Raw genomic sequence first — 18,708 nt, forward strand, 5'->3', positions numbered from 1 at the left:
GTTAGGCGTTGACAGCCCATCGCCCCCGGCTGAGCCTTCCTAACGCTGGGGAGAGCGAATGATGTGGTGGTTTAATATTGTCGGCGGTCTGGCCGCGCTTTTGTGCGTCGCCGCTTGCGGAGCTGATCCGGTCGATGACGGCGATGCGTTGCGCACGCTTCATCGGGGCAATGACGCCGAGCCGCTGACCCTTGATCCCCACAAGATCAGCATGGCCCGCGAGTTTGAAATCCTGTCCGACCTGTTCACTGGCCTGTACGAGATTGATCAGAACGGTGAACCTGTTCCCGGCCTGGCTGAGCAAACCGATATCTCCGATGACGGGCTGACATGGACGTTCACATTGCGCGACGCGCAATGGTCGGACGGGGTCCCCATCACCGCCCATGACGCGGTGTTCGGCATCCAGCGCTCACTGGATCCGGCGACCGTGAACGAATTGGCGATCATCTTGTTCATGATCGAAAACGCCGCGGAGGCGAACGCCGGCGAATTGCCCGTGGACCGTATCGGCGCCGTGGCGCTGGACGACAGGACCTTGCAGCTGAGGCTCGCCTACCAGGCCCCGTACCTGCCTGAAGTCCTGGCCGCCTATGCGTTCCCGGCGCCCCGGCATGCCGTCGGCACTCTGGGGCGAGACTGGGTGCGGCCCGGCGCCATGGTGTCGAGCGGGCCCTATGTGCTTGCTGAATGGCGCTCGAACAATTTTGTGAGGCTTGAACGAAACCCGGCCTTTTTCGACGCCGGCGAAGTCTGCTTCGATACTGTAATCTACTATCCGACCACGGATCGGCAGGCTGCCGAGCGCCGAATTCGCGCCGGTGAACTCGACGTCAATGTGGAGATCGGACCGGGAGGTCTGGCTTTTCTGGAAGCAAACCATCCCGACTTGCTCAGGCGGTCCCCAGCATACCGCGCGAATAACTTGATCTTTAATACAGTACGCCCGCCCTTCGACGATGTGCGCGTGCGCGAGGCGCTTTCGATGGCGATCGACCGGCGCTTCCTCGCCGATGAGGTGACACGCGGCGTCAAGCGCCCATCCTGGCGCCTGATGTCCACGCTGATCCCCACTGCCGACCTCGAGATTGGCGTTGCGTACCGCGATGAACCGATGGAGGCGCGGCGTGCGCAGGCGCGCGCGTTGCTGGAGAGCGCCGGTTTCGGCCCCGCCAATCCGCTGGAATTCACCCTGCGCATTCACCCTGGCTTTCCCCTGGGCGGACCCGTGCTGCAGCAGGACTGGGCCGAGATCGCGCCGTGGGTGAGCGCGGAGCTTCTGCAGAACGATATTCAGCTGCACTACGCAGCGGCGCGATCAGGTGATTTCGACGTGGCTTACGCCAGCTGGACACCTGACTTCGCAGATCCCTATGCGGTTCTTTTCCGATGGGAGGCGGCGGCGGGCGATATCAACTATTCGCGTTGGACGAATGCTGATTTCGAGGCCTTTCTGACCGCCGCAAATCAGGAGCGGGACCAGGAGACCCGGCTGGAGTTGTTGACCCAGGCCGAGCGTCTGCTGACCGAATCCCATGCCCACGCTCCGCTCACGGTGGATGTGAATTTTGATCTTGTTCAACCGGGTATCACTGGCTGGACCAGCAACCCGCGTGGTCAAAACCCGTCCCGCTGGCTTTGCCGCGAGGGGCTGGAGCCATCCGCCGAGTGACCCATGACGCCCTCCCGCTCGATTTCACCGAGTTTCCCGAGGCGCAAATGCGCGCCCGGGCGCTCGCCTTTCTTGAAGCGATGCGCGCCCGCCGCACCATCCGCGACTTCTCCGGCCGCGCCGTGCCGCGCGATATCATCGAGACGGCGATCCTCACCGCCGGGACGGCGCCCAACGGGGCGAACCATCAGCCCTGGTGGTTCTCGGTGCTGGGGCGGGGGCCGGTGCGATCCCGCCTGCGCGAGGCCGCCGAGGCCGAAGAGCGGGCCTTCTATGAGGGCAAGGCAGGGGCGGAATGGCTGGAGGCGCTGGCGCCGCTGGGCACTGACGCCAGCAAGCCGTTTCTGGAGACCGCGCCGTGGATCATCGCCGTCTTCGCCCAGCGCCGCGGCGGGCCGGAGCCAGGCGACGCGAAAAAGAATTACTATGTTTCAGAAAGCGTTGGAATCGCCTGCGGCCTGCTGATCGCCTGCCTGCATCAGGCCGGGCTCGCCACGCTCACCCACACGCCAAACCCGATGAGCTTTCTAAGCGAGATCTGCGAGCGCCCCGCCAGCGAAAAGCCGGTCATGCTGATCGTCACAGGCTATCCCGCCGACGGCGCGACGTATCCGGCTCACGCGGCGAAGAAAAAGCCGCTCGATCAGATCAGCGATTTTCGGTGAAGCGCGTTATGCGCGAATGCGCCGTTCGCTGGCGGTCACCGACCAGATCAGGGCGATCACCCAGCCGATCAGCGTCCACCCCAGAAGCAGATTGGTGAGGAAGATCGCGAAGCCGTTATGGTGTCCGCGCGCCAGCGCGATGATCGTCGGCAGGAAATAGACGAGGGTTGTGACCAGCACGAATTCCATGGAAAGGCTCCTTTATCGATTTTCGATAAAGGTAGGGGTGTGCCGACAAGCTTGCAAGTGACGGGTTCGTAACTTTCACCGCAAACGAAAACGCCCCGGCGCATTGCGCCGGGGCTTGCCGGTCAGGCGGGGCGTCGCCGCGCTGGAACATTTTCATCGACTTCGCGCTCGTTGAAAATGTGCCAACTCTTTGTTGCGCCGCATTTTCGAACCGCGAAACCGGTTCCCACTTTCGCTTAAAATTCGCTAGACTCCGTCGTTCTCGGTTCCGGGGAACTCGTAGTCCTTGAACATCTCGCGAAGCTTGGTCTTGAGGATTTTGCCGGTTGCGCCGATAGGCATTTCGTCGATGAACTCGACACCGTCGGGCAGCCACCATTTCGGAAGGCGCTCGGCGAGATAGTCGCGGATGGACTCCGCGGTGGGGTTGGTGTTCGGCTTCGGCTGAACGACCAGGAGCGGCCTCTCCTGCCATTTGGGGTGCCGGTGACCGAAGGCGGCGGCCATGCCCACGTCGGGATGGCCCATGGCGGCGTTCTCCAGATCGATGGAGCTGATCCATTCGCCGCCGGACTTGATCACGTCCTTGGACCGATCGGTGATGGTCATGTAGCCGTCTTCGTTGATATGGCCCACATCGCCGGTCTTGAACCAGCCGTCATCGGTGAAGCTCTCCGGCCCGGCGCCGCGATAATAGCTGGAGATGATCCAGGGCCCGCGCACATGGATATGGCCGGCCGACTGGCCGTCGCGGGGCAGGATATTGCCGTCATCGTCCACCGACCGCATGTCGACGCCGAACAGCAGGCGGCCCTGTTTGAGCTTGATCTTCACCTTCTCGTCGTCGGAGAGGCCCTCATGCTTGGGCAACAGCTTGCCGACCGTGCCCAGCGGGCTCATCTCGGTCATGCCCCAGCCTTGCTGCATCTCGACGCCGTACTCGTCCTGATAGGCGCGCAGCAGCGCTTCGGGCATGGCCGAGCCGCCCATGAGCACCTTGTCCACCGTGTCGATGCGCGTGCCGCTCTCACGCAGATATTGCAGCAGCCCCAGCCACACCGTGGGCACGCCGAGGACGAGATTCACCTTCTCGCCGTCGATGAGCTCCTGGATTGACTTGCCGTCCAGCTGCGCGCCTGGCATCACCATCTTGGCGCCGGCCAGCGCTGCGGCGTAGGGCACGCCCCAGGCGTTGACGTGGAACATGGGCACCACCGGCATGATGACGCCGTCTGCGCCCACGCCGACGGCGTCGGTGGTGGCAGACATCATGGCGTGGATCACCGTGGAGCGGTGGGAATAGAGCGCGCCCTTGGGCTCGCCTGTGGTGCCGGACGTGTAGCAAAGGCCCGCCGCGGTGTTCTCGTCGAACTCCGGCCAGTCATAATGATCGTCCGCGCCCTCAAGCATGGTCTCGTAGACATCCACCTTGGTGGTCATCTTCGGCTTGGTTGCTTCGCCGGTCATGGCGACCCACCGCTTCACCGTCTTGCAATGCTTGGCGACCCCTTCGATGATTGGCGCGAACGTCACGTCGAAGAACACGATCTTGGACTTGGCGTGATTGATCATCCAGATGATCTGTTCGGCCGGCAGGCGCGGATTGGCGGTGTGGATCACCGCACCGATCCCGGAGACCGCGTAGTAAAGCTCCAGATGGCGATGGGTGTTCCAGGCGATGGTCGTCACCCGGTCGCCCGGCTTCACCTTCATGGTGTCGGTGAGCGCATTGGCGAGCTTTTGCGAGCGCTTGTGGCAATCGGCGTAGCCGTACCGGTGAATCTCCCCTGTGTCCGGCAGCCGGGACACGATCTCTCGGCGGCCGTGATTCAGGGCCGCATGTCGTAGAATGTCCGCAATCATGAGCGGACGGTCCATCATCTGACCGCGCAGCATAAGTCTCCTCCCTCTAGGCCGGGCGCGCGCCGTCATGTGCGTGCGGAGCGCTTCGCCCGTTTCGCTCCCATGGAAGCCGGGCCGGCCTTCCGGCGCAATCCCCTTGTGCGTAAAAACCCGCTTGTAAAACCACCAAAATACGTATGGAAAAGCGGTCATGAGCGCTTCGCACCCTGACAGGCCGCCCACATTCGACGCTGTGCGCGCCGCCGCAGACCGCATCAAGGGGCCGGCGGTGCGCACGCCGTTGCTCCACAGTCCGGCGCTGGATGCGCGTGTCGGCGCGCGCGTTCTGCTCAAGGCGGAGACGCTGCAGCGCACTGGATCGTTTAAATTTCGCGGCGCTTACAACGCCTTGCTGATGCTCAGCGAGGCTGAGCGCGCGCGCGGCGTGGTGGCGTTTTCTTCCGGCAATCACGCCCAGGGCGTCGCCGAGGCGGCGAAACTGCTCGGTGTTGAGGCTACGATCGTGATGCCCGCCGACTCTCCGGCCATCAAGCAGGCGGGCGTGATCTCGCGTGGCGCAGCGCTGCGGCTTTATGATCGGGAGGGCGAAAGCCGCGAGGCCATCGCGCGCGCCTTGTGCGATGAAACCGGCGCGGCCCTGATTCCCTCTTTCGACCATCCGGACATCATCGCCGGGCAGGGCACGTGCGGGCTGGAGATTTTCGAAGAGCTCAGGGCAAGGGGCGAAGAGGCCGAGACGCTGATCTGCTGTGTCGGCGGGGGCGGGCTGATCGGCGGGATCAATCTGGCCGCAGAGGCGCTGTCGCCGTTAACGCGCGTGTATGGCGCGGAGCCCGAAGGCTTTGACGATCACGCTCGCTCACTCATCTCGGGCGAGCGCGAAACCAACGCTCGCAAATCCGGCTCGGTGTGCGACGCGCTTTTGTCGGAAAGCCCCGGCGAGTTGACCTTCGCGATCAATAAGCGGTGTCTCGCCGGCGTCGGAGTCGTCAGCGACGCCCAGGTTCTAAGCGCGGTGCGCTTCGCCTACGAAACCCTGAAGCTTGTAGTGGAGCCGGGCGGCGCCGCGGCGCTCGCGGCGCTGCTGTCGGGCCGGATCGATACCGCCGGCGGAACGATCGTCGTCGTCCTCACCGGCGGCAATGTCGATCCGGGCGTGTTCGCCCGCGCCATCAGCGCCTAGCGGTTCAGCCTGTCTGTGTCGTCGCCGAAGGGCGCGCGGGTCGCGTCTTCTTCGCCCTCCGGGGCTTCTTCGGAGCCGTCCAGATACGGACCGTCACCGGCGAGCTCTGAGACAGGGCCCTCCGGCACGTCCACTCTGGCTTCCAACTCGCGCAGGGCGCTGACGAAATCGTCCGGCAGGGCGGGAAGGTCGCGGGCGAACCGGCTCCGCCCGGCCATATCCTCTTCGATGCGCAGCGCCGCCGGCTGACCTTCATTCATGCGAGCGCGATAGACCTGAACGTTCTCGATGACGCGCTGCACATAGTTGCGGGTTTCGGAAAACGGGATGCTCTCCACCCAGTCGATCGGGTCGATGGCGCCGGTGCGCGGATCGCCATAGCTCTCCACCCAGCGGCGCACGCGATGTCCGCCGGCGTTATAGGCCGCCAGCGCCATCACCAGCGAGCCGTCATAATCGTTCACAACCTCGTCCAGATGGGCCATGCCCAGCTGCAGATTGTATTGCGGGTCGTCGGTCAGCCACTGGAAATTGAACGGCATATTTAATTGCTGCGCCGTCTGCCTCGCGGTGGCCGGCATCATCTGCATCAGCCCGCGTGCGCCGGCGCCGGAGACGGCCCGGGCGTCAAACTCGGTCTCCTGGCGGATCACTGAATAGGTGAGGGCGGCTTCCGGCTCGAACGGCGCATTGGTGGGCAGATCAATAATCGGATAGGCGCGTTCGGCCAGGATCATGCCTTGCAGGCGCCCGGCCTTGGCCGCACGCACCGCCTGTCGCAAGCGGAAGAATTCCAGCGCCAGATCGGCGATCATGGCCTGCTCGACCGGCGTCTCCATCTCGTCGTCGTAATGGTATATGAAGACGGTGAAGAGGTAGTTTGCGTCAATTTCCGCCAGCAGACGGATCGCCTGGATTTCCTCACGTTGGTCGAACGCCGCGCGCTCGACGGCCGTGGGCTGAGGGTCGGGCGGAAGGTCGATCTGGGCGGCGTCCGGCCCAAGCGCCAGGACTGCGAGCTGACCGTAATAGGCGGTGGGATGCTCGGCCGCGGCGATGAAGCGCTCTCGGGCCAGCTCCAGATCGCCCATGGCTTCGGCTGCTCGCCCCTGCCAGTACTTGGCCCGCGACAGCGAAACCGGGGTGGTCACCCCGTCCTGCAGCCGTTGGAAATGGATGTAGGCGCTCTGCGCATCGTTCAGCTTGGTCAGCGCCAGCCAGCCGGCCAGAAACTCGGCGTCGGCGAAATCCACGCCTTCGCTCATGCCGTTATTGGCGGCGAGCTCATAGGCGGTGGCGAAATTCTCATCCCGGATCAGGTTGAGGATCATCAGCTTGCGCTCGGTCCACATGGAGGCGAGCGCAGCCGTGTTCACGTGGGCGCCGGGCAGTTCAAGCAGCAGATCCAGCGAGGTGTCGAGCCCGGCGCGGCGGCGCCAGCGGGCGCGCTCGTAAACCAGCCCTGGATGGTTGGAGAGGCTGGCGGGAACCGCCTCCACGGCGGCGTTCACGCCGGCGCTGCGTGCGGCCAGGCGGATACGCGCTTCTGCGACCTGGCGCTCGCCCGAGCTCAGCTCGGGCATGATCCGGCTGGCGGCGGTCCGTTGATCGTTCCAAAGCAGGAAATCCACGCGTGCGGCGTGGTCGTCCTGGGTGAACAGATCGCCGTGCCGGCTCAGCACGTCGCTCTGATTGCTCAGGCGCAGCGATTCTGTGCGCCATGCGCGGCGGATCTCCGCGCGGCCTTCCTCGGTCCGGCCCAGATCAATGAGCGCCTCGCCGAACGCGATACGGCCTTCGCCGGTCACTGGCGCGTAGGTTTCGTACCAGTCGACGATTCGGGCCGGAGCCATGCGCGAGTCCGGCATTTTCCATTCCGCTTCGCGGCGGATCATCCAGGCTCTCGGCCAGCCGTCCAGCTGCTCCACCGCCATCTGAAGTTCGTCGAAATGCGTGCGGGGATCTGAGAGCGCCATGCGCCAGAGCAGGACCTTGTCGGCGACCGGGTCGGAGATCCGGTCGCGCGCCCGGCGCACATCGCTCCAGTCGTCATCGTCGGCCGCCCGCATTCCCTGGCGGAATGCCGCGAAATCGGCGTCGTTGAGGATTTGCGAATAGTTTGGGACGTCGGGTTTCAGCCGCGGCGCGGGGATGTCCCCGAGAGCGTCCGACGCGCCTGACATCATCAAGAGTCCGGCGAAGACGGCGGTGCGTATTTTCATCGCGTAGTGCAAGCCTCCGGGCGGAATGGCCCCTTCCATCAGGAAAGGTGGTGCATGGTGAACGCTCTGTCCATGATGATCAGCTCATCTTGGCGCAGGACGATTGCAGTCGTATGGTCCGCGCCCTTTGCAAACGAACGCATTCTGGAACGAACCATGGTCATGTTGCGCGGCTCTCTGACGGCGCTCGTCACTCCATTCAAGAACGGCGCCGTGGACGAGGCGGCGTTCGCCGCTCTCATCGAGCGCCAGATCGCGGCTGGCGGGCACGGTCTGGTGCCCGCCGGGACAACCGGCGAGACGCCGACCCTGAGCCTGGAAGAGCGCCTGCGCATCGTCGAATTGTGCGTCGAGGTGACCGCCGGCCGCGTTCCGGTGATCGCCGGGACCGGGCTTTACTCCACCGCCGCCACAATCGAACTGCAGGAGCACGCAAAGCGCGTCGGCGCCGACGCAGGGCTGGTGGTCGCGCCCTATTACAACAAGCCGTCCCAGGACGGCGTCGCGGCCCATTTCAAGGCCGTCGCCGACGCCGTGGCGCTTCCGATCGTGGTCTATAACGTGCCCAGCCGCACGATCACCGACATCCAGCCCTCGACGATGGCGAAGATTGCAGCTCATCCCAACGTCATCGGGGTGAAGGACGCCACCGGCGAGGTGGAGCGGGTGACGCTTCACCGAATCCAGATTGGCGAAGACTTCGTCCAGCTGTCCGGCGATGACGCCAGCGCGCTTGGCTATAACGTCCATGGCGGGCATGGCGCGATCTCGGTGACCTCCAATGTGGCGCCGGAGCATTGCGCGAAGTTCCAGGACGCCTGCCAGGCCGGTGACTGGGAGACGGCGCGTACGCTAAACGACCAGCTCATGGCGCTGCACATGGCGCTGTTCGCCGCGCCGAGCCCCGGGCCGAGCAAGTATGCGCTCTCGCTTCTGGGCCTGTGCGAGCCTGATGTGCGGCTGCCGTTGATCGAGACGCCGGACGCGGTCAAGGATCAGGTGCGCGGCGCTTTGAAAAAATGCGGGCTGCTATGAGCAAGCCAGATGACAAGAAAGGGCTTGTCGCCGTCAATCGGCGCGCCCGTTTCGATTACGAGATTGAAGAGACCTTCGAGGCCGGCATCCAGCTTGTGGGCACCGAGGTGAAGGTCCTGCGCGAGGGCAAGGCGAACATCGCTGAGGCCTATGTCAGCCCCGAACGCGGCGAGATGTATCTGATCAACGCCGATTTTCCGCTCTACGGCCACGGCAACCGTTTCAATCACGAGCCGCGCCGGCACAGAAAGCTCCTGCTTCACAAGAAGGAGGTGAACAAGCTCTCCGGGTCGGTGAACCGGGACGGGCGCACGATCGTGCCGCTTCGCCTGTATTTCAATGATCGCGGGCTCGCCAAGCTCCAGATCGGCCTGGCCAAGGGCAAGAAGACCGTCGACAAGCGCGAAACCATCAAGCAGCGCGACTGGAACCGCCAGAAGGCGCGCATCCTGAAGGATTTCGGCTAGCCCGGCTTGTTCGGGCGTTATCCCAGAACCGCCCGCGCTTTCGCAAACACGTCATGGAACATCACCTCGGTGAGGCGGCCGGTGTTCGTGTTGTAGCGCGAGCAGTGATAGCTATCGATCAGCGTCAGCGCGCGGTGAGCTCCCTCCAGCTCATGCGCCGCGCCGTGGGCGAACTTGAAGGCGGATTGGCGATAGCCGAGGGCTTTCAGTGTGTTCTGGTGGGCGATGCCGCCCAGTGCGATCATCACCTCGAGCCTTGGCAATTGCTCGATGCGGGCGGTGAGGAACGGACGGCAGGTATCGCACTCGCCGCCCGTGGGTTTGTTCTGCGGCGGCACGCACCGCACGGCGTTGGTGATCATCGCCTCGACGAGTTCAAGGTCGTCATCGCCGTCGGGATCGAATTTTCCGTGCGAAAATCCGTACTTGGCTAGCGTCGGATAAAGCAGATCGCCTGCCCAGTCGCCGGTGAACGGACGCCCGGTGCGGTTCGCGCCGCGAAGGCCGGGCGCCAGCCCCACCACAAGAAGGCGGGCGTCCGCCTGGCCGAAGCTTGGAGCAGGGCCGTTCCACCAGTCTGGATGGGCGCGCTGATTCTCAGCGCGAAACGCAACCAGGCGCGGGCAGAGCGGGCAGTCGCGCGCCGGCTCTGCGACGCGCGTCTGGTTCGCCGTCACTCTAATCCTCGTCGTCGTAGTCGCGCTGCCGGCGTTCACGCCCGACAAGCTTGCCGAGTTCGGCCAGCTCAATGAAGGCGTCGGCCTGGCGGCGCAGATCGTCGCTGGCCATGGGGGGCTGTGATTTCAGGGTGGAAACCACCGAGACGCGCGCGCCCTTGCGCTGTACCGCCTCAACGACTTTGCGAAAATCACCGTCGCCGGAGAACAGCACGATATGATCAAGATAGCCGGCCGCCTCGACCACGTCGACGGCGAGGTCGACATCCATGTCGCCCTTGATGCGCCGGCGCCCGTTATCGTCGGTGTATTCCTTGGCCGCCTTGGTGACGACCTTGAAGCCGTTATAATCCAGCCAGTCGATCAGGGGGCGGATCGGAGTGTATTCCTCGCTCTCGATCAGCGCAGTGTAATAGTTGGCGCGCACGAGGCGTCCACGCTTGCGGAATTCCTCGAGAAGCTTTTTGTAATCAATGTCGAAATCGAGTGCTTTGGCGGCGGAGTAGAGGTTCGCGCCGTCGATGAAAAGCCCGAGTCGTTCATTCGGGTAGAAGGTCATGGCAATGCCTTTCGTGATAAAAGCCGCTTCAAATCACGCGTCCAAGGGCATTTACATCGCCCTCGGTGCAAACCAAGCATATCGGGGCGCCGCGCCGCTTGAAAACCTCAATTCAGCGCTGGCGGCCCTTGTGTCGCAGGGCGTTGATATCATCGCCGCCTCACGGCCCTGGCGCACGCCCGCCTGGCCCGATCCGTCCGATCCGCCGTTTGTGAACGGCGCGGTTCAGGTGCGCACGGATCTGGACCCCGCCGCGCTCATGAATGTTCTTCACGGCGTCGAGACACGCTTTGGCCGGATCCGCGGCCGGCGCAACGCGCCGCGCAGCATTGATCTTGATCTGATCGATTATCGTGGCCAGGCGGCGGCGGGCGAGGGCGGGGGGCCGATCCTGCCGCATCCCCGGGCGGTCCAGCGCGCCTTCGTGCTTCTTCCGCTGCGTGAAATCGCCCCGCGCTGGCGCGACCCGGTGACCGGTGCTAACGTCGATCAGCTGGTTGCGGCCCTGCCGCTTGCCGACCGGAGCGCATGCCGCCCGGCGGGCGGTTTTTTTTACGCTGACCGTGCGGGTTGATGCGGCTGCGAAGACCGGCTATTTGCTAGGTTTCCGCCAAGTTCTTGAAGGAGCGCCCCCAAGCATGGCCCGCGTCACCGTCGAAGACTGCATCGAGAAGATCGATAACCGCTTTCAGCTGGTTCTGATTTCGGCCCACCGCGCGCGCAACATCGCTGCTGGCGCGTCGCTGATGATTGATCGCGACAATGACAAAAACCCGGTCGTTGCGCTCCGCGAAATCGCCGACGACAAGCTGGACCTTGATGCGCTTGGCGAAAGCCTCGTTTCCGGCCTGCAGCGGGTCATTCCGGCTGATGACGAAGACGACGAACGTGACAGCCGCCGCAAGGGCGACCAGGGCGAGGAGCGTCTCGCGCTGCCGCATCCGGAAATGGACGAGGCCGCGATGCTCAAGGCGCTGCAGTCCGACCGCGACGGCCCGGCCGACGGCCGACTCTAAACCGTGAGCGCGCTGGCGACACCGTCCGCGCAAACGCATTTTGACGACGCCATTCCAAGCGCCGAAGATCTCGTCACGCGTGTTCTTTCTTATCACGCCCAGGCGGACGGGGAGCTGATACGGCGCGCTTACGAATTTGCTCGCTCCGCCCACGAGGGTCAGACCCGCCACTCCGGCGCGCCCTATTACGGGCACACGGTGGAGGTGGCGATGCTGCTGGCCGAGCTTCGGCTCGATGCGGCGACGATCTGCACCGGGTTGTTGCACGATACGGTCGAAGACACGCCGGCCACGCTTGAGGATATTGAGGATCTGTTCGGTGCCGACGTCGCACAGCTGGTCGACGGCGTCACCAAGCTGGGCAAAATGCAGCTCACTTCCAAGCGAACCAAGCAGGCCGAAAACCTCCAAAAGCTGGTGGTTGCGATCACCCGCGATGTCCGCGTGCTTCTGGTGAAGCTATGCGACCGGCTGCACAATATGCGCACGCTGCATTTCGTGCCGAAGTTTGAAAAGCGCGAGCGAATAGCGCGCGAAACGCTGGACATTTACGCGCCTCTGGCGCGCCGGGTCGGGGTCAACCGGGTCTGCGTCGAGCTCGAAGACCTCGCCTTCAAGAACATGAACCCGGCGGCGTATGAGTCCATCACCAAGCGCCTGGGCGAAATGCGCCTTGTGCGTTCGGACGCGGTGAGTTCTGTCTCGGGCAGTCTTTCGGAAAGGCTGAATGAAGCCGGGATCGACTGCCGCGTGTTTGGACGCGAAAAGCGGCCCTATTCGATCTGGCGCAAGCTGGACAGGAAGGGGGTCAGCTTCGACGAGATCGCTGATATCTACGCCTTCCGGATCCTGGTCGACGATCCGGCCGACTGCTATCGCGCTCTCGGTGTCGTGCACCAGACCTGGCGATGCGTGCCGGAACGCTTTCGCGACTACATTTCCACGCCCAAGCCCAACAATTACCGCTCGCTGCACACCACCATCATCGGCCCGGGCAATATCCGGGTGGAGCTGCAGATCCGCACCGAGTCCATGGAGTTGGTCGCTGAAACCGGCGTTGCGGCGCATTGGCGTTATAAATCAGGTGGATATGCTTATGATCCTAAAGCGGCGAAGGAAGCCGGCGGTGATCCGCTCATGCGCCTCCGCCCGTTTGTGGAGATCCTGGAGCAGGGCGGCGATCCGGAAGAGTTTCTCGAGCACGCCAAGCTCGAAATGTTCGCCAACGAGGTCTACAGCTTCACACCCAAGGGGGAGCTGATCACCCTGCCGGGCGGCGCCACGCCGCTGGACTTCGCGTACGCGGTCCACACCGAGCTTGGCCACGCCGCCATCGGCGCCAAGATCAACGGGCGCGAGCGGCCGCTGCGGACCCGCCTGAACAACGGCGATGTGATCGAGATCATCAAGGGCGGGGTGCGTCAGCCGCCCGCCGGCTGGGAGGATCTGGTGATCACGGGCCGGGCCCGCGCTGCGATCCGCAAGCTTATCCGGTCTTCTGAAAACGAGGAGTTCAACCGCATTGGCCGGGTGATCGCCGAGCACGCCTTCCTTCGAGAGGGCAAGATGTTCCGCGAGGCTGGGCTTGGCGATGCGCTGAAACGCCTCGAGATTGACGATGTGGAGGGGCTGTATCGCGCGCTTGGGCGCGGCTCGATCAGCTCCGGAGAACTTCTTGAGGCGGTTTATCCCGGCCATCGCGAGGCGCGCGGCCGTCGTCCCCAGGACCGCGAACGCATCGCCGACGCAGCCGGCGGGCTCTATGTCCATGGTCGAGGCCTGACGCCGGGCGTCAGCTTGCATTTCGCCAGCTGCTGCTCGCCCATGCCCGGCGACCGCATAGTCGGCGTGATGCGTCCGGCGCGCGGCGTGGTGGTTCACGTGATCGATTGCGAGCGCCTGGCCCGGTTCGAAGACGAGGACGATCTGGAAAACTGGATCGACCTGAAATGGACGCCGGAAGCGGCCAATAACGCAGTCTCCATCGGGCGTATCCACGCCACGGTGCGTAACGAGCCCGGGGTGCTGGCGGAGATCGCCGGCGCGGTGGGCGAGGCGCGCGGCAACATCACCGATGTGCAGACGCTCGACCGCACCAAGGACTTCTTCATCATGGCGTTTGATGTCGAAGTCTTTGACGCCCGCCACCTGTCCAACATCATCTCGGCGCTGAAGACCAGCGACCGGGTAGTGAGCGTGGAGCGCGCGCGCAGCGGAAATGACGACGCTGCGGCGTCACAAGATGAAGAAACCGGGAAAGTGACCTCATGACAGCTGACGAAGTGCTGAACGAATTCAAGGAAGCCGGTGCGCTTCTGGAGGGTCACTTCATCCTGTCGTCCGGGCTACGCAGCCCGGTTTTCCTGCAGAAGGCCCTGGTGTTTCGCGACGCGGCGCGCACCGAGCGTCTGTGCAAGGCGCTCGCCGCGCGTATTGCAGCCAGCGGTCAGGGACCCTTTACCGCGATCGTTTCGCCCGCCCTCGGCGGGCTGATCCCCGGCTATGAGACATCGCGCCAGATGGGCTTGCCCTTCCTGTTCGTGGAGCGCGAGGACGGCGAATTCGCGCTGCGCCGCGGGTTCGAGCTCACCGCCGCGGACCGGGTTCTGGTGATCGAGGACATCGTCACCACCGGATTGTCATCTCGCGAATGCATCAAGGCGATCGAGGCCAGCGGCGCCAAGGTCGTCGCCGAAGGCTGCCTGGTGGATCGCTCGGGCGGCAAGGCCGATGTGGGTGTGCCGCTCACCGCGCTGGCGACGGTTAACTTTCCTGCCTATCCAAGCGACAAGCTGCCGCCGGAGATGGAGCGCATCCCGGCGATGAAACCGGGCAGCCGGGGACTTTCCTGATGGTGGAGACACTCCGCCTCGGGCTGAATATCGACCATGTGGCGACGATCCGGAACGCGCGCGGCGGCGCGCACCCCGATCCGGCGCGCGCCGCCGCCATGGCGGCTGAAGCGGGGGCTGACGGCCTGACGGTTCACCTGCGCGAAGACCGCCGCCATATCCGTGACGGCGATCTGGAGGCGATCCGCAAGGCGACCTCTCTTCCCATCAATCTGGAGATGGCGGCCACCGAGGAAATGACCGCGATCGCCGCGGCGTTCAAACCGCACGCCGCTTGCATCGTCCCGGAAAAGCGCGAAGAGCGCACCACCGAAGGCGGGCTCGACGTGGCGGGCCTGCACAATCAGATCGCGCCTGTGGTTCGCGCCCTGACCGAGGCCGGCGCGCGCGTCTCGCTGTTCGTCGAACCCGACGCCGTACAGATCGCGGTGGCCGAAGTTCTGGGTGCGCCGGTGGTCGAACTCCACACCGGCCGCTTCGCCGAGCTCTGGCTTGAAGGCGGCGAAGAGGCGGCCGGCGGCGAAATTGAGCGAATCGCCGAGGCCGCCCGCGAGGCGCGCCGGCGCGGGATCGAGCCCCACGCCGGACACGGCCTGACCTTTGACAATGTCAAACCAATCGCGGCGATCCCGGAGATCGCCGAGCTGAATATTGGACACTTCCTTATCGGCGAGGCGATCTTCTGTGGCCTGCCCGAGGCGGTGCGCCGCATGCGCGCCCTCATGGACGAGGCCCGAGGAGGCGCGGCGTGATCATCGGGATCGGAAGCGACATCATCGACATAAGGCGCATCGAACGCTCGGTGGAGCGCTTTGGCGAGCGCTTTTTGAAGCGCGTCTTCACCGAGGGTGAGCGCGCCAAGGCGGAAAGCCGGCGGCGGCGCATCGACACCTACGCAAAGCGCTTCGCCGCCAAGGAAGCCTGCGCCAAGGCGCTTGGCACCGGCATTTATCGCGGCGTCGCCTGGCAGCAGATGGAAGTGATCAATCTTCGCGGCGGCAAGCCGACGCTGAAGCTCACCGGTCCGGCGTTGGAGCGGCTGACCGCCCTCACGCCCGCCGCGATGACGCCGCAAATTCACATTACGCTCACCGACGATCATCCCTGGGCGCAAGCCTTCGTCATCATCGAAGCCCTCGAGGCGTAAATGCGCGATCCTTTGTCCTCCTCCAAGGGCGCCGAGCCGCCGCTGGAGGCGGATGGCGCGCCAGAGCCGCGCACAGATAAGCGCAAGGACAGCCTTGGATCGACGCTTGTTTGGGCGCTCGTGGTGGCGCTGGCGGTGAGGACGCTTCTGTTTCAACCCTTTCATATCCCTTCTGAATCCATGCGCCCGACGCTGGAGGCCGGCGATTATGTGATCTCCTCGAAATGGCCGTACGGCTATTCGCGCTATTCGCTGCCGCTGGGGCCTGATGTCTTTGACGGCCGCGTGTTCACCGGCGTGCCGGATCGCGGCGAGGTGATCGTGTTTCGAGCGCCCCATACCGGCGGGCAGAGCTTTATCAAGCGGGCCATCGGGATGCCTGGCGAGACCATCGAGATGCGCGGCGGGGTGCTGTTCATCGACGGCGCGCAAGTGCCGCGCGGCCTGGTGGGCGAAGACGTGCGCCTGAATCAGCGCGGCGAGATGCGCCGATATGACGTGTACGAGGAAATCCTGCCGGGCGGCGTGGCCTATGAGGTGCTGGATCTCGGCGCCGGTGATCTTGACGATTTCGGGCCGGTGACCGTACCAGCGGGCCATGTTTTCGCATTGGGCGATAATCGTGATGAATCGCGCGACAGCCGTGTGCCTTCGCCCCTGGGGCCGGGGCCGATTCCGCTTGAGAATCTCATCGGCCGCGCCGATCTGGTGCTGCTCTCGGTACGTCCGGACTTCAGCCTCTGGCGGCCATGGACCTGGTATCGCCTGCGCACCGACAGGTTTGCGCGCTCGCTTGATGCGGAGCCCGGCTAGTCCATGAGTGACCGGATCACCCTGTTTGAAGCCGAGCTTGGATACAAATTCACCGACCGCTCCCTTCTGGAGCGCGCGCTCACCCACGCCTCCCATGGGGATGGGCGCTCGCGCACCGAATCCAACGAGCGCCTGGAGTTTCTTGGCGACCGGATCCTGGGCCTCATGGCCGCCGAGACATTGTTCACGGCGTTCGAGGGCATGAATGAGGGCGGTCTCGCCCACCGGCTCAATGCGCTGGTGAACAAGGACGCCTGTGCGCGCGCCGCCAAGCGCGTGGGGCTCGGCGACGCCTTGCGCCTGTCTCCTGCAGAAGAGCGCCTCGGCGGGCGCGAGAAGGCCTCCATTCTCGCCGATGGATGCGAAGCGATCCTCGGCGCATTGTATCTGGATGGCGGGCTGGACGCCGCGCGCCGGTGTTTTGATCGGCTATGGGCCGAGGAGATCGAAGGCCTAACCAAGCGCCCCAAGGACGCAAAGTCCCGCCTGCAGGAATGGGCGGCGGCGCAAGGCCTCGGGCCGCCGGTCTATCGCACCGTCGCGCGCAAGGGGCCGGACCACCGACCCGTCTTTGAAATCGAAGTGGCTGTCGCCGGGCTGGACCCGGCGCGCGGGGAAGGCGGCTCCAAACAGGACGGCCAGCGCGAGGCCGCCCAATCCCTCTTGAAGCGAGAACACGCTGATGACTGACCCTACCCGCGCCGGCTTCGTCGCCGTCATCGGCGCTCCCAACGCCGGCAAATCTACGCTGGTGAACGCCCTGGTGGGCCGCAAGGTCTCCATCGTCACGCCGAAGGTGCAGACCACGCGCTTTCAGGTGCGCGGCGTGATGATGCACGGGCGCGCCCAGATCATTCTGGTGGATACGCCGGGCGTGTTCGCCCCTCGCCGCCGCCTGGACCGGGCCATGGTGGCTTCCGCCTGGGAAGGCGCCAATGACGCCGACGCCATCGCACATGTGGTCGACGCACCCGCCCAGCTGAACCGTGGCGGACGCACGGTGGAGGACGTGGACCGGGTGATCGACGGTCTGAAGCGCCACGATCACAAATCGATTCTGGTGCTTAACAAGATCGATCTTATCAAGCGCGATGAATTGCTATCCCTGTCTCAAACTCTTTTTGAAACAGGCGTCTACAGTGATGTCTTCATGATCAGCGCGAGCCGTGGAGAGCGGATATCCGATCTCGCCGACCATCTCGCCAAGGCGATGCCGGAGAGCCCCTGGCTTTACCCGGAAGACCAGATCGCCGACCTCTCCGAGCGTCTGCTCGCGGCGGAAGTGACGCGCGAGAAGCTGTTCCTGCGCGTCCATGAAGAGCTGCCCTACGCGCTCACCGTGGAGACTGAAAGCTGGAAGGATCTACGCGACGGCGCGGTGCGCATCGAGCAGACCATCTATGTGGAGCGCGAAGGACACCGACCGATCATTCTGGGCAAGGACGGTCAGACCGCCAAATGGGTCGGCAAGGCGGCGCGCGAGGAGCTGGAGGAGCAGCTGGGCCGCAAGGTGCATCTGTTCCTGTTTGTGAAGGTCCGCCCCAAATGGGGCGAGGACCGCGACCGTTTCACCGCTTTGGGCCTGGATTTCGACGTCTAGATGGAGTGGACCGGATCAGGCCGGATCGTCGCGGTGCGCCCCCATGGCGAGACCAGCGCGGTGATCGAGGTGCTCACCGCCGAGCATGGCCGGCACGCCGGCCTGGTGCGCGGCGGACGCTCCCGGTCCCTGCGCCCGGTGCTGCAAGCCGGCAACCGGGTGAGGGCGGTGTGGCGCGCCCGGCTGGAGGATCATCTGGGCGGCTTTCAGGTGGAGGCTGAGGACCTCGTCGCCGGCGTCCTCATGGAGGATCCGTTGGCGCTCTCGGGGCTGAACGCCGCCTGCGCCATGGCCTCCACCTGCCTGCCTGAGCGTGAGCCGCATCCCGCAGTGGCCGAGGCGTTTGAAGTGCTTCTGGGCGCGCTGGAAAACCCCGATCTCTGGCCGCCGCTCTATGTGAGCTGGGAGGCGGGCCTGCTGGCCGATCTGGGCTATGGGCTCGACCTTCGAAAATGCGCCGGGACCGGACAAAGCGACAACCTCGTTTATGTCAGCCCCAAATCCGGCCGTGCCGTGAGCGGCGAAGCCGGCAAACTCTATCATGACAAAATGCTGGCCCTGCCCGGATTCATGGCGGGGAGCGGCGAGATCTCGCCCGGCGACGTGGCGGCGGGACTGAAACTCACCGCCTATTTCATCGAGCGCCGCGTTCTCTGGCCCTCCGACAAGCGCCTGCCGGACGCAAGAGCGAGGATGATTGAGCGGCTGGAAGGTTCGGGAAGGCTTTAGCTCGACCCGTCCGTTTCAG

At 64.5% G+C, this 18,708-nt stretch carries 20 protein-coding genes; 15 read left to right on the forward strand and 5 right to left on the reverse strand.

Translation table 11 applies throughout. The annotated features are described in order from the left end of the window. Nucleotides 1-58 precede the first annotated feature (58 nt). Entirely contained in the window at nucleotides 59-1,672 is a 1,614-nt protein-coding gene (locus ACWCOP_RS06970; protein WP_478250504.1) for a peptide ABC transporter substrate-binding protein, read from the forward strand. A gap of 47 nt (nucleotides 1,673-1,719) precedes the next feature. Further along, complete coding sequence (locus ACWCOP_RS06975; protein WP_478250662.1) at nucleotides 1,720-2,337, forward strand: nitroreductase family protein; 618 nt, start codon at nucleotides 1,720-1,722, stop codon at nucleotides 2,335-2,337. 6 nt (nucleotides 2,338-2,343) lie between these two features. On the opposite strand, the gene ACWCOP_RS06980 is transcribed toward ACWCOP_RS06975, so the two are convergent. Together ACWCOP_RS06980 and ACWCOP_RS06985 are read right to left on the reverse strand one after the other, a co-directional pair. After that, nucleotides 2,344-2,526, reverse strand: coding sequence for a superinfection immunity protein (locus ACWCOP_RS06980; protein WP_478250505.1), 183 nt, complete (start codon nucleotides 2,524-2,526; stop codon nucleotides 2,344-2,346). A gap of 246 nt (nucleotides 2,527-2,772) precedes the next feature. Next, nucleotides 2,773-4,422, reverse strand: coding sequence for a long-chain-fatty-acid--CoA ligase (locus ACWCOP_RS06985; protein ID WP_478250506.1), 1,650 nt, complete (start codon nucleotides 4,420-4,422; stop codon nucleotides 2,773-2,775). 157 nt (nucleotides 4,423-4,579) lie between these two features. Between ACWCOP_RS06985 and ACWCOP_RS06990 the strand changes: the two genes are divergently transcribed. Continuing rightward, complete coding sequence (locus tag ACWCOP_RS06990; protein ID WP_478250507.1) at nucleotides 4,580-5,572, forward strand: threonine ammonia-lyase; 993 nt, start codon at nucleotides 4,580-4,582, stop codon at nucleotides 5,570-5,572. On the opposite strand, the gene ACWCOP_RS06995 is transcribed toward ACWCOP_RS06990, so the two are convergent. After that, nucleotides 5,569-7,794: a lytic transglycosylase domain-containing protein gene (locus tag ACWCOP_RS06995; RefSeq protein ID WP_478250508.1), complete on the reverse strand. Its 2,226-nt coding sequence runs from the start codon at nucleotides 7,792-7,794 to the stop codon at nucleotides 5,569-5,571. The two genes, ACWCOP_RS06990 and ACWCOP_RS06995, sit on opposite strands and share 4 nt — an antisense overlap. Nucleotides 7,795-7,956: 162 nt before the next feature. Between ACWCOP_RS06995 and dapA the strand changes: the two genes are divergently transcribed. Continuing rightward, complete coding sequence (gene dapA / locus ACWCOP_RS07000; RefSeq protein WP_478250663.1) at nucleotides 7,957-8,829, forward strand: 4-hydroxy-tetrahydrodipicolinate synthase; 873 nt, start codon at nucleotides 7,957-7,959, stop codon at nucleotides 8,827-8,829. Beyond that, nucleotides 8,826-9,296 carry an SsrA-binding protein SmpB gene (smpB, locus tag ACWCOP_RS07005; protein ID WP_478250509.1) on the forward strand — a complete coding sequence of 157 codons (471 nt, stop codon included), beginning with the start codon at nucleotides 8,826-8,828 and terminating at the stop codon, nucleotides 9,294-9,296. Before dapA ends, smpB begins: the two co-directional genes overlap by 4 nt. A gap of 17 nt (nucleotides 9,297-9,313) precedes the next feature. On the opposite strand, the gene ACWCOP_RS07010 is transcribed toward smpB, so the two are convergent. Beyond that, entirely contained in the window at nucleotides 9,314-9,973 is a 660-nt protein-coding gene (locus ACWCOP_RS07010) for a uracil-DNA glycosylase (RefSeq protein ID WP_478250510.1), read from the reverse strand. Between the two features lies 1 nt (nucleotide 9,974). After that, complete coding sequence (locus ACWCOP_RS07015) at nucleotides 9,975-10,532, reverse strand: LabA-like NYN domain-containing protein (RefSeq protein ID WP_478250511.1); 558 nt, start codon at nucleotides 10,530-10,532, stop codon at nucleotides 9,975-9,977. A gap of 4 nt (nucleotides 10,533-10,536) precedes the next feature. On the opposite strand from ACWCOP_RS07015, the gene folK reads away from it, so the two are divergent. From folK to recO, 10 genes are all read left to right on the forward strand, one after another. Then, entirely contained in the window at nucleotides 10,537-11,106 is a 570-nt protein-coding gene (folK, locus tag ACWCOP_RS07020; RefSeq protein WP_478250664.1) for a 2-amino-4-hydroxy-6-hydroxymethyldihydropteridine diphosphokinase, read from the forward strand. A 64-nt stretch (nucleotides 11,107-11,170) separates the two neighbouring features. Beyond that, entirely contained in the window at nucleotides 11,171-11,548 is a 378-nt protein-coding gene (gene rpoZ, locus ACWCOP_RS07025; RefSeq protein WP_478250512.1) for a DNA-directed RNA polymerase subunit omega, read from the forward strand. Between the two features lie 3 nt (nucleotides 11,549-11,551). Next, nucleotides 11,552-13,819: a RelA/SpoT family protein gene (locus ACWCOP_RS07030; protein WP_478250513.1), complete on the forward strand. Its 2,268-nt coding sequence runs from the start codon at nucleotides 11,552-11,554 to the stop codon at nucleotides 13,817-13,819. Continuing rightward, a complete protein-coding gene (pyrE, locus tag ACWCOP_RS07035) occupies nucleotides 13,816-14,400 on the forward strand; it encodes an orotate phosphoribosyltransferase (RefSeq protein WP_478250514.1) in 585 nt (194 codons plus the stop codon). Before ACWCOP_RS07030 ends, pyrE begins: the two co-directional genes overlap by 4 nt. Then, the gene (locus ACWCOP_RS07040; protein WP_478250515.1) at nucleotides 14,400-15,152 is read left to right on the forward strand and encodes a pyridoxine 5'-phosphate synthase; all 753 of its coding nucleotides are present in this window, start codon (nucleotides 14,400-14,402) and stop codon (nucleotides 15,150-15,152) included. Before pyrE ends, ACWCOP_RS07040 begins: the two co-directional genes overlap by 1 nt. After that, nucleotides 15,149-15,547, forward strand: a complete 399-nt coding sequence (gene acpS, locus ACWCOP_RS07045; RefSeq protein WP_478250516.1) for a holo-ACP synthase — start codon at nucleotides 15,149-15,151, stop codon at nucleotides 15,545-15,547. The genes ACWCOP_RS07040 and acpS overlap by 4 nt, the downstream gene beginning before the upstream one ends. Then, entirely contained in the window at nucleotides 15,548-16,360 is an 813-nt protein-coding gene (gene lepB, locus ACWCOP_RS07050) for a signal peptidase I (protein ID WP_478250517.1), read from the forward strand. 3 nt (nucleotides 16,361-16,363) lie between these two features. Then, entirely contained in the window at nucleotides 16,364-17,050 is a 687-nt protein-coding gene (rnc, locus tag ACWCOP_RS07055) for a ribonuclease III (protein ID WP_478250518.1), read from the forward strand. Continuing rightward, nucleotides 17,043-17,960 (forward strand): GTPase Era, encoded by a 918-nt coding sequence (gene era, locus ACWCOP_RS07060; RefSeq protein WP_478250519.1) that lies wholly within the window; start codon nucleotides 17,043-17,045, stop codon nucleotides 17,958-17,960. The genes rnc and era overlap by 8 nt, the downstream gene beginning before the upstream one ends. Continuing rightward, entirely contained in the window at nucleotides 17,961-18,689 is a 729-nt protein-coding gene (recO, locus tag ACWCOP_RS07065; protein WP_478250520.1) for a DNA repair protein RecO, read from the forward strand. The last annotated feature ends 19 nt before the right edge of the window (nucleotides 18,690-18,708 follow it).

This window comes from Apolloniradiicaulis salifontis, assembly GCF_053756655.1.

Coding starts and splice junctions, on each gene's coding strand:
- smpB (WP_478250509.1), top strand. CDS start 8,826: ATGAGCAAGCCAGATGACAAGAAAGGGCTTGTCGCCGTCAATCGGCGC.
- ACWCOP_RS07040 (WP_478250515.1), top strand. CDS start 14,400: ATGGTGGAGACACTCCGCCTCGGGCTGAATATCGACCATGTGGCGACG.
- ACWCOP_RS06995 (WP_478250508.1), bottom strand. CDS start 7,794: ATGAAAATACGCACCGCCGTCTTCGCCGGACTCTTGATGATGTCAGGC.
- rnc (WP_478250518.1), top strand. CDS start 16,364: ATGAGTGACCGGATCACCCTGTTTGAAGCCGAGCTTGGATACAAATTC.
- ACWCOP_RS06985 (WP_478250506.1), bottom strand. CDS start 4,422: ATGCTGCGCGGTCAGATGATGGACCGTCCGCTCATGATTGCGGACATT.
- pyrE (WP_478250514.1), top strand. CDS start 13,816: ATGACAGCTGACGAAGTGCTGAACGAATTCAAGGAAGCCGGTGCGCTT.
- ACWCOP_RS06975 (WP_478250662.1), top strand. CDS start 1,720: ATGCGCGCCCGGGCGCTCGCCTTTCTTGAAGCGATGCGCGCCCGCCGC.
- era (WP_478250519.1), top strand. CDS start 17,043: ATGACTGACCCTACCCGCGCCGGCTTCGTCGCCGTCATCGGCGCTCCC.
- rpoZ (WP_478250512.1), top strand. CDS start 11,171: ATGGCCCGCGTCACCGTCGAAGACTGCATCGAGAAGATCGATAACCGC.
- recO (WP_478250520.1), top strand. CDS start 17,961: ATGGAGTGGACCGGATCAGGCCGGATCGTCGCGGTGCGCCCCCATGGC.
- dapA (WP_478250663.1), top strand. CDS start 7,957: ATGTTGCGCGGCTCTCTGACGGCGCTCGTCACTCCATTCAAGAACGGC.
- ACWCOP_RS07015 (WP_478250511.1), bottom strand. CDS start 10,532: ATGACCTTCTACCCGAATGAACGACTCGGGCTTTTCATCGACGGCGCG.
- lepB (WP_478250517.1), top strand. CDS start 15,548: ATGCGCGATCCTTTGTCCTCCTCCAAGGGCGCCGAGCCGCCGCTGGAG.
- ACWCOP_RS06970 (WP_478250504.1), top strand. CDS start 59: ATGATGTGGTGGTTTAATATTGTCGGCGGTCTGGCCGCGCTTTTGTGC.
- folK (WP_478250664.1), top strand. CDS start 10,537: ATGCCTTTCGTGATAAAAGCCGCTTCAAATCACGCGTCCAAGGGCATT.
- ACWCOP_RS06980 (WP_478250505.1), bottom strand. CDS start 2,526: ATGGAATTCGTGCTGGTCACAACCCTCGTCTATTTCCTGCCGACGATC.
- ACWCOP_RS06990 (WP_478250507.1), top strand. CDS start 4,580: ATGAGCGCTTCGCACCCTGACAGGCCGCCCACATTCGACGCTGTGCGC.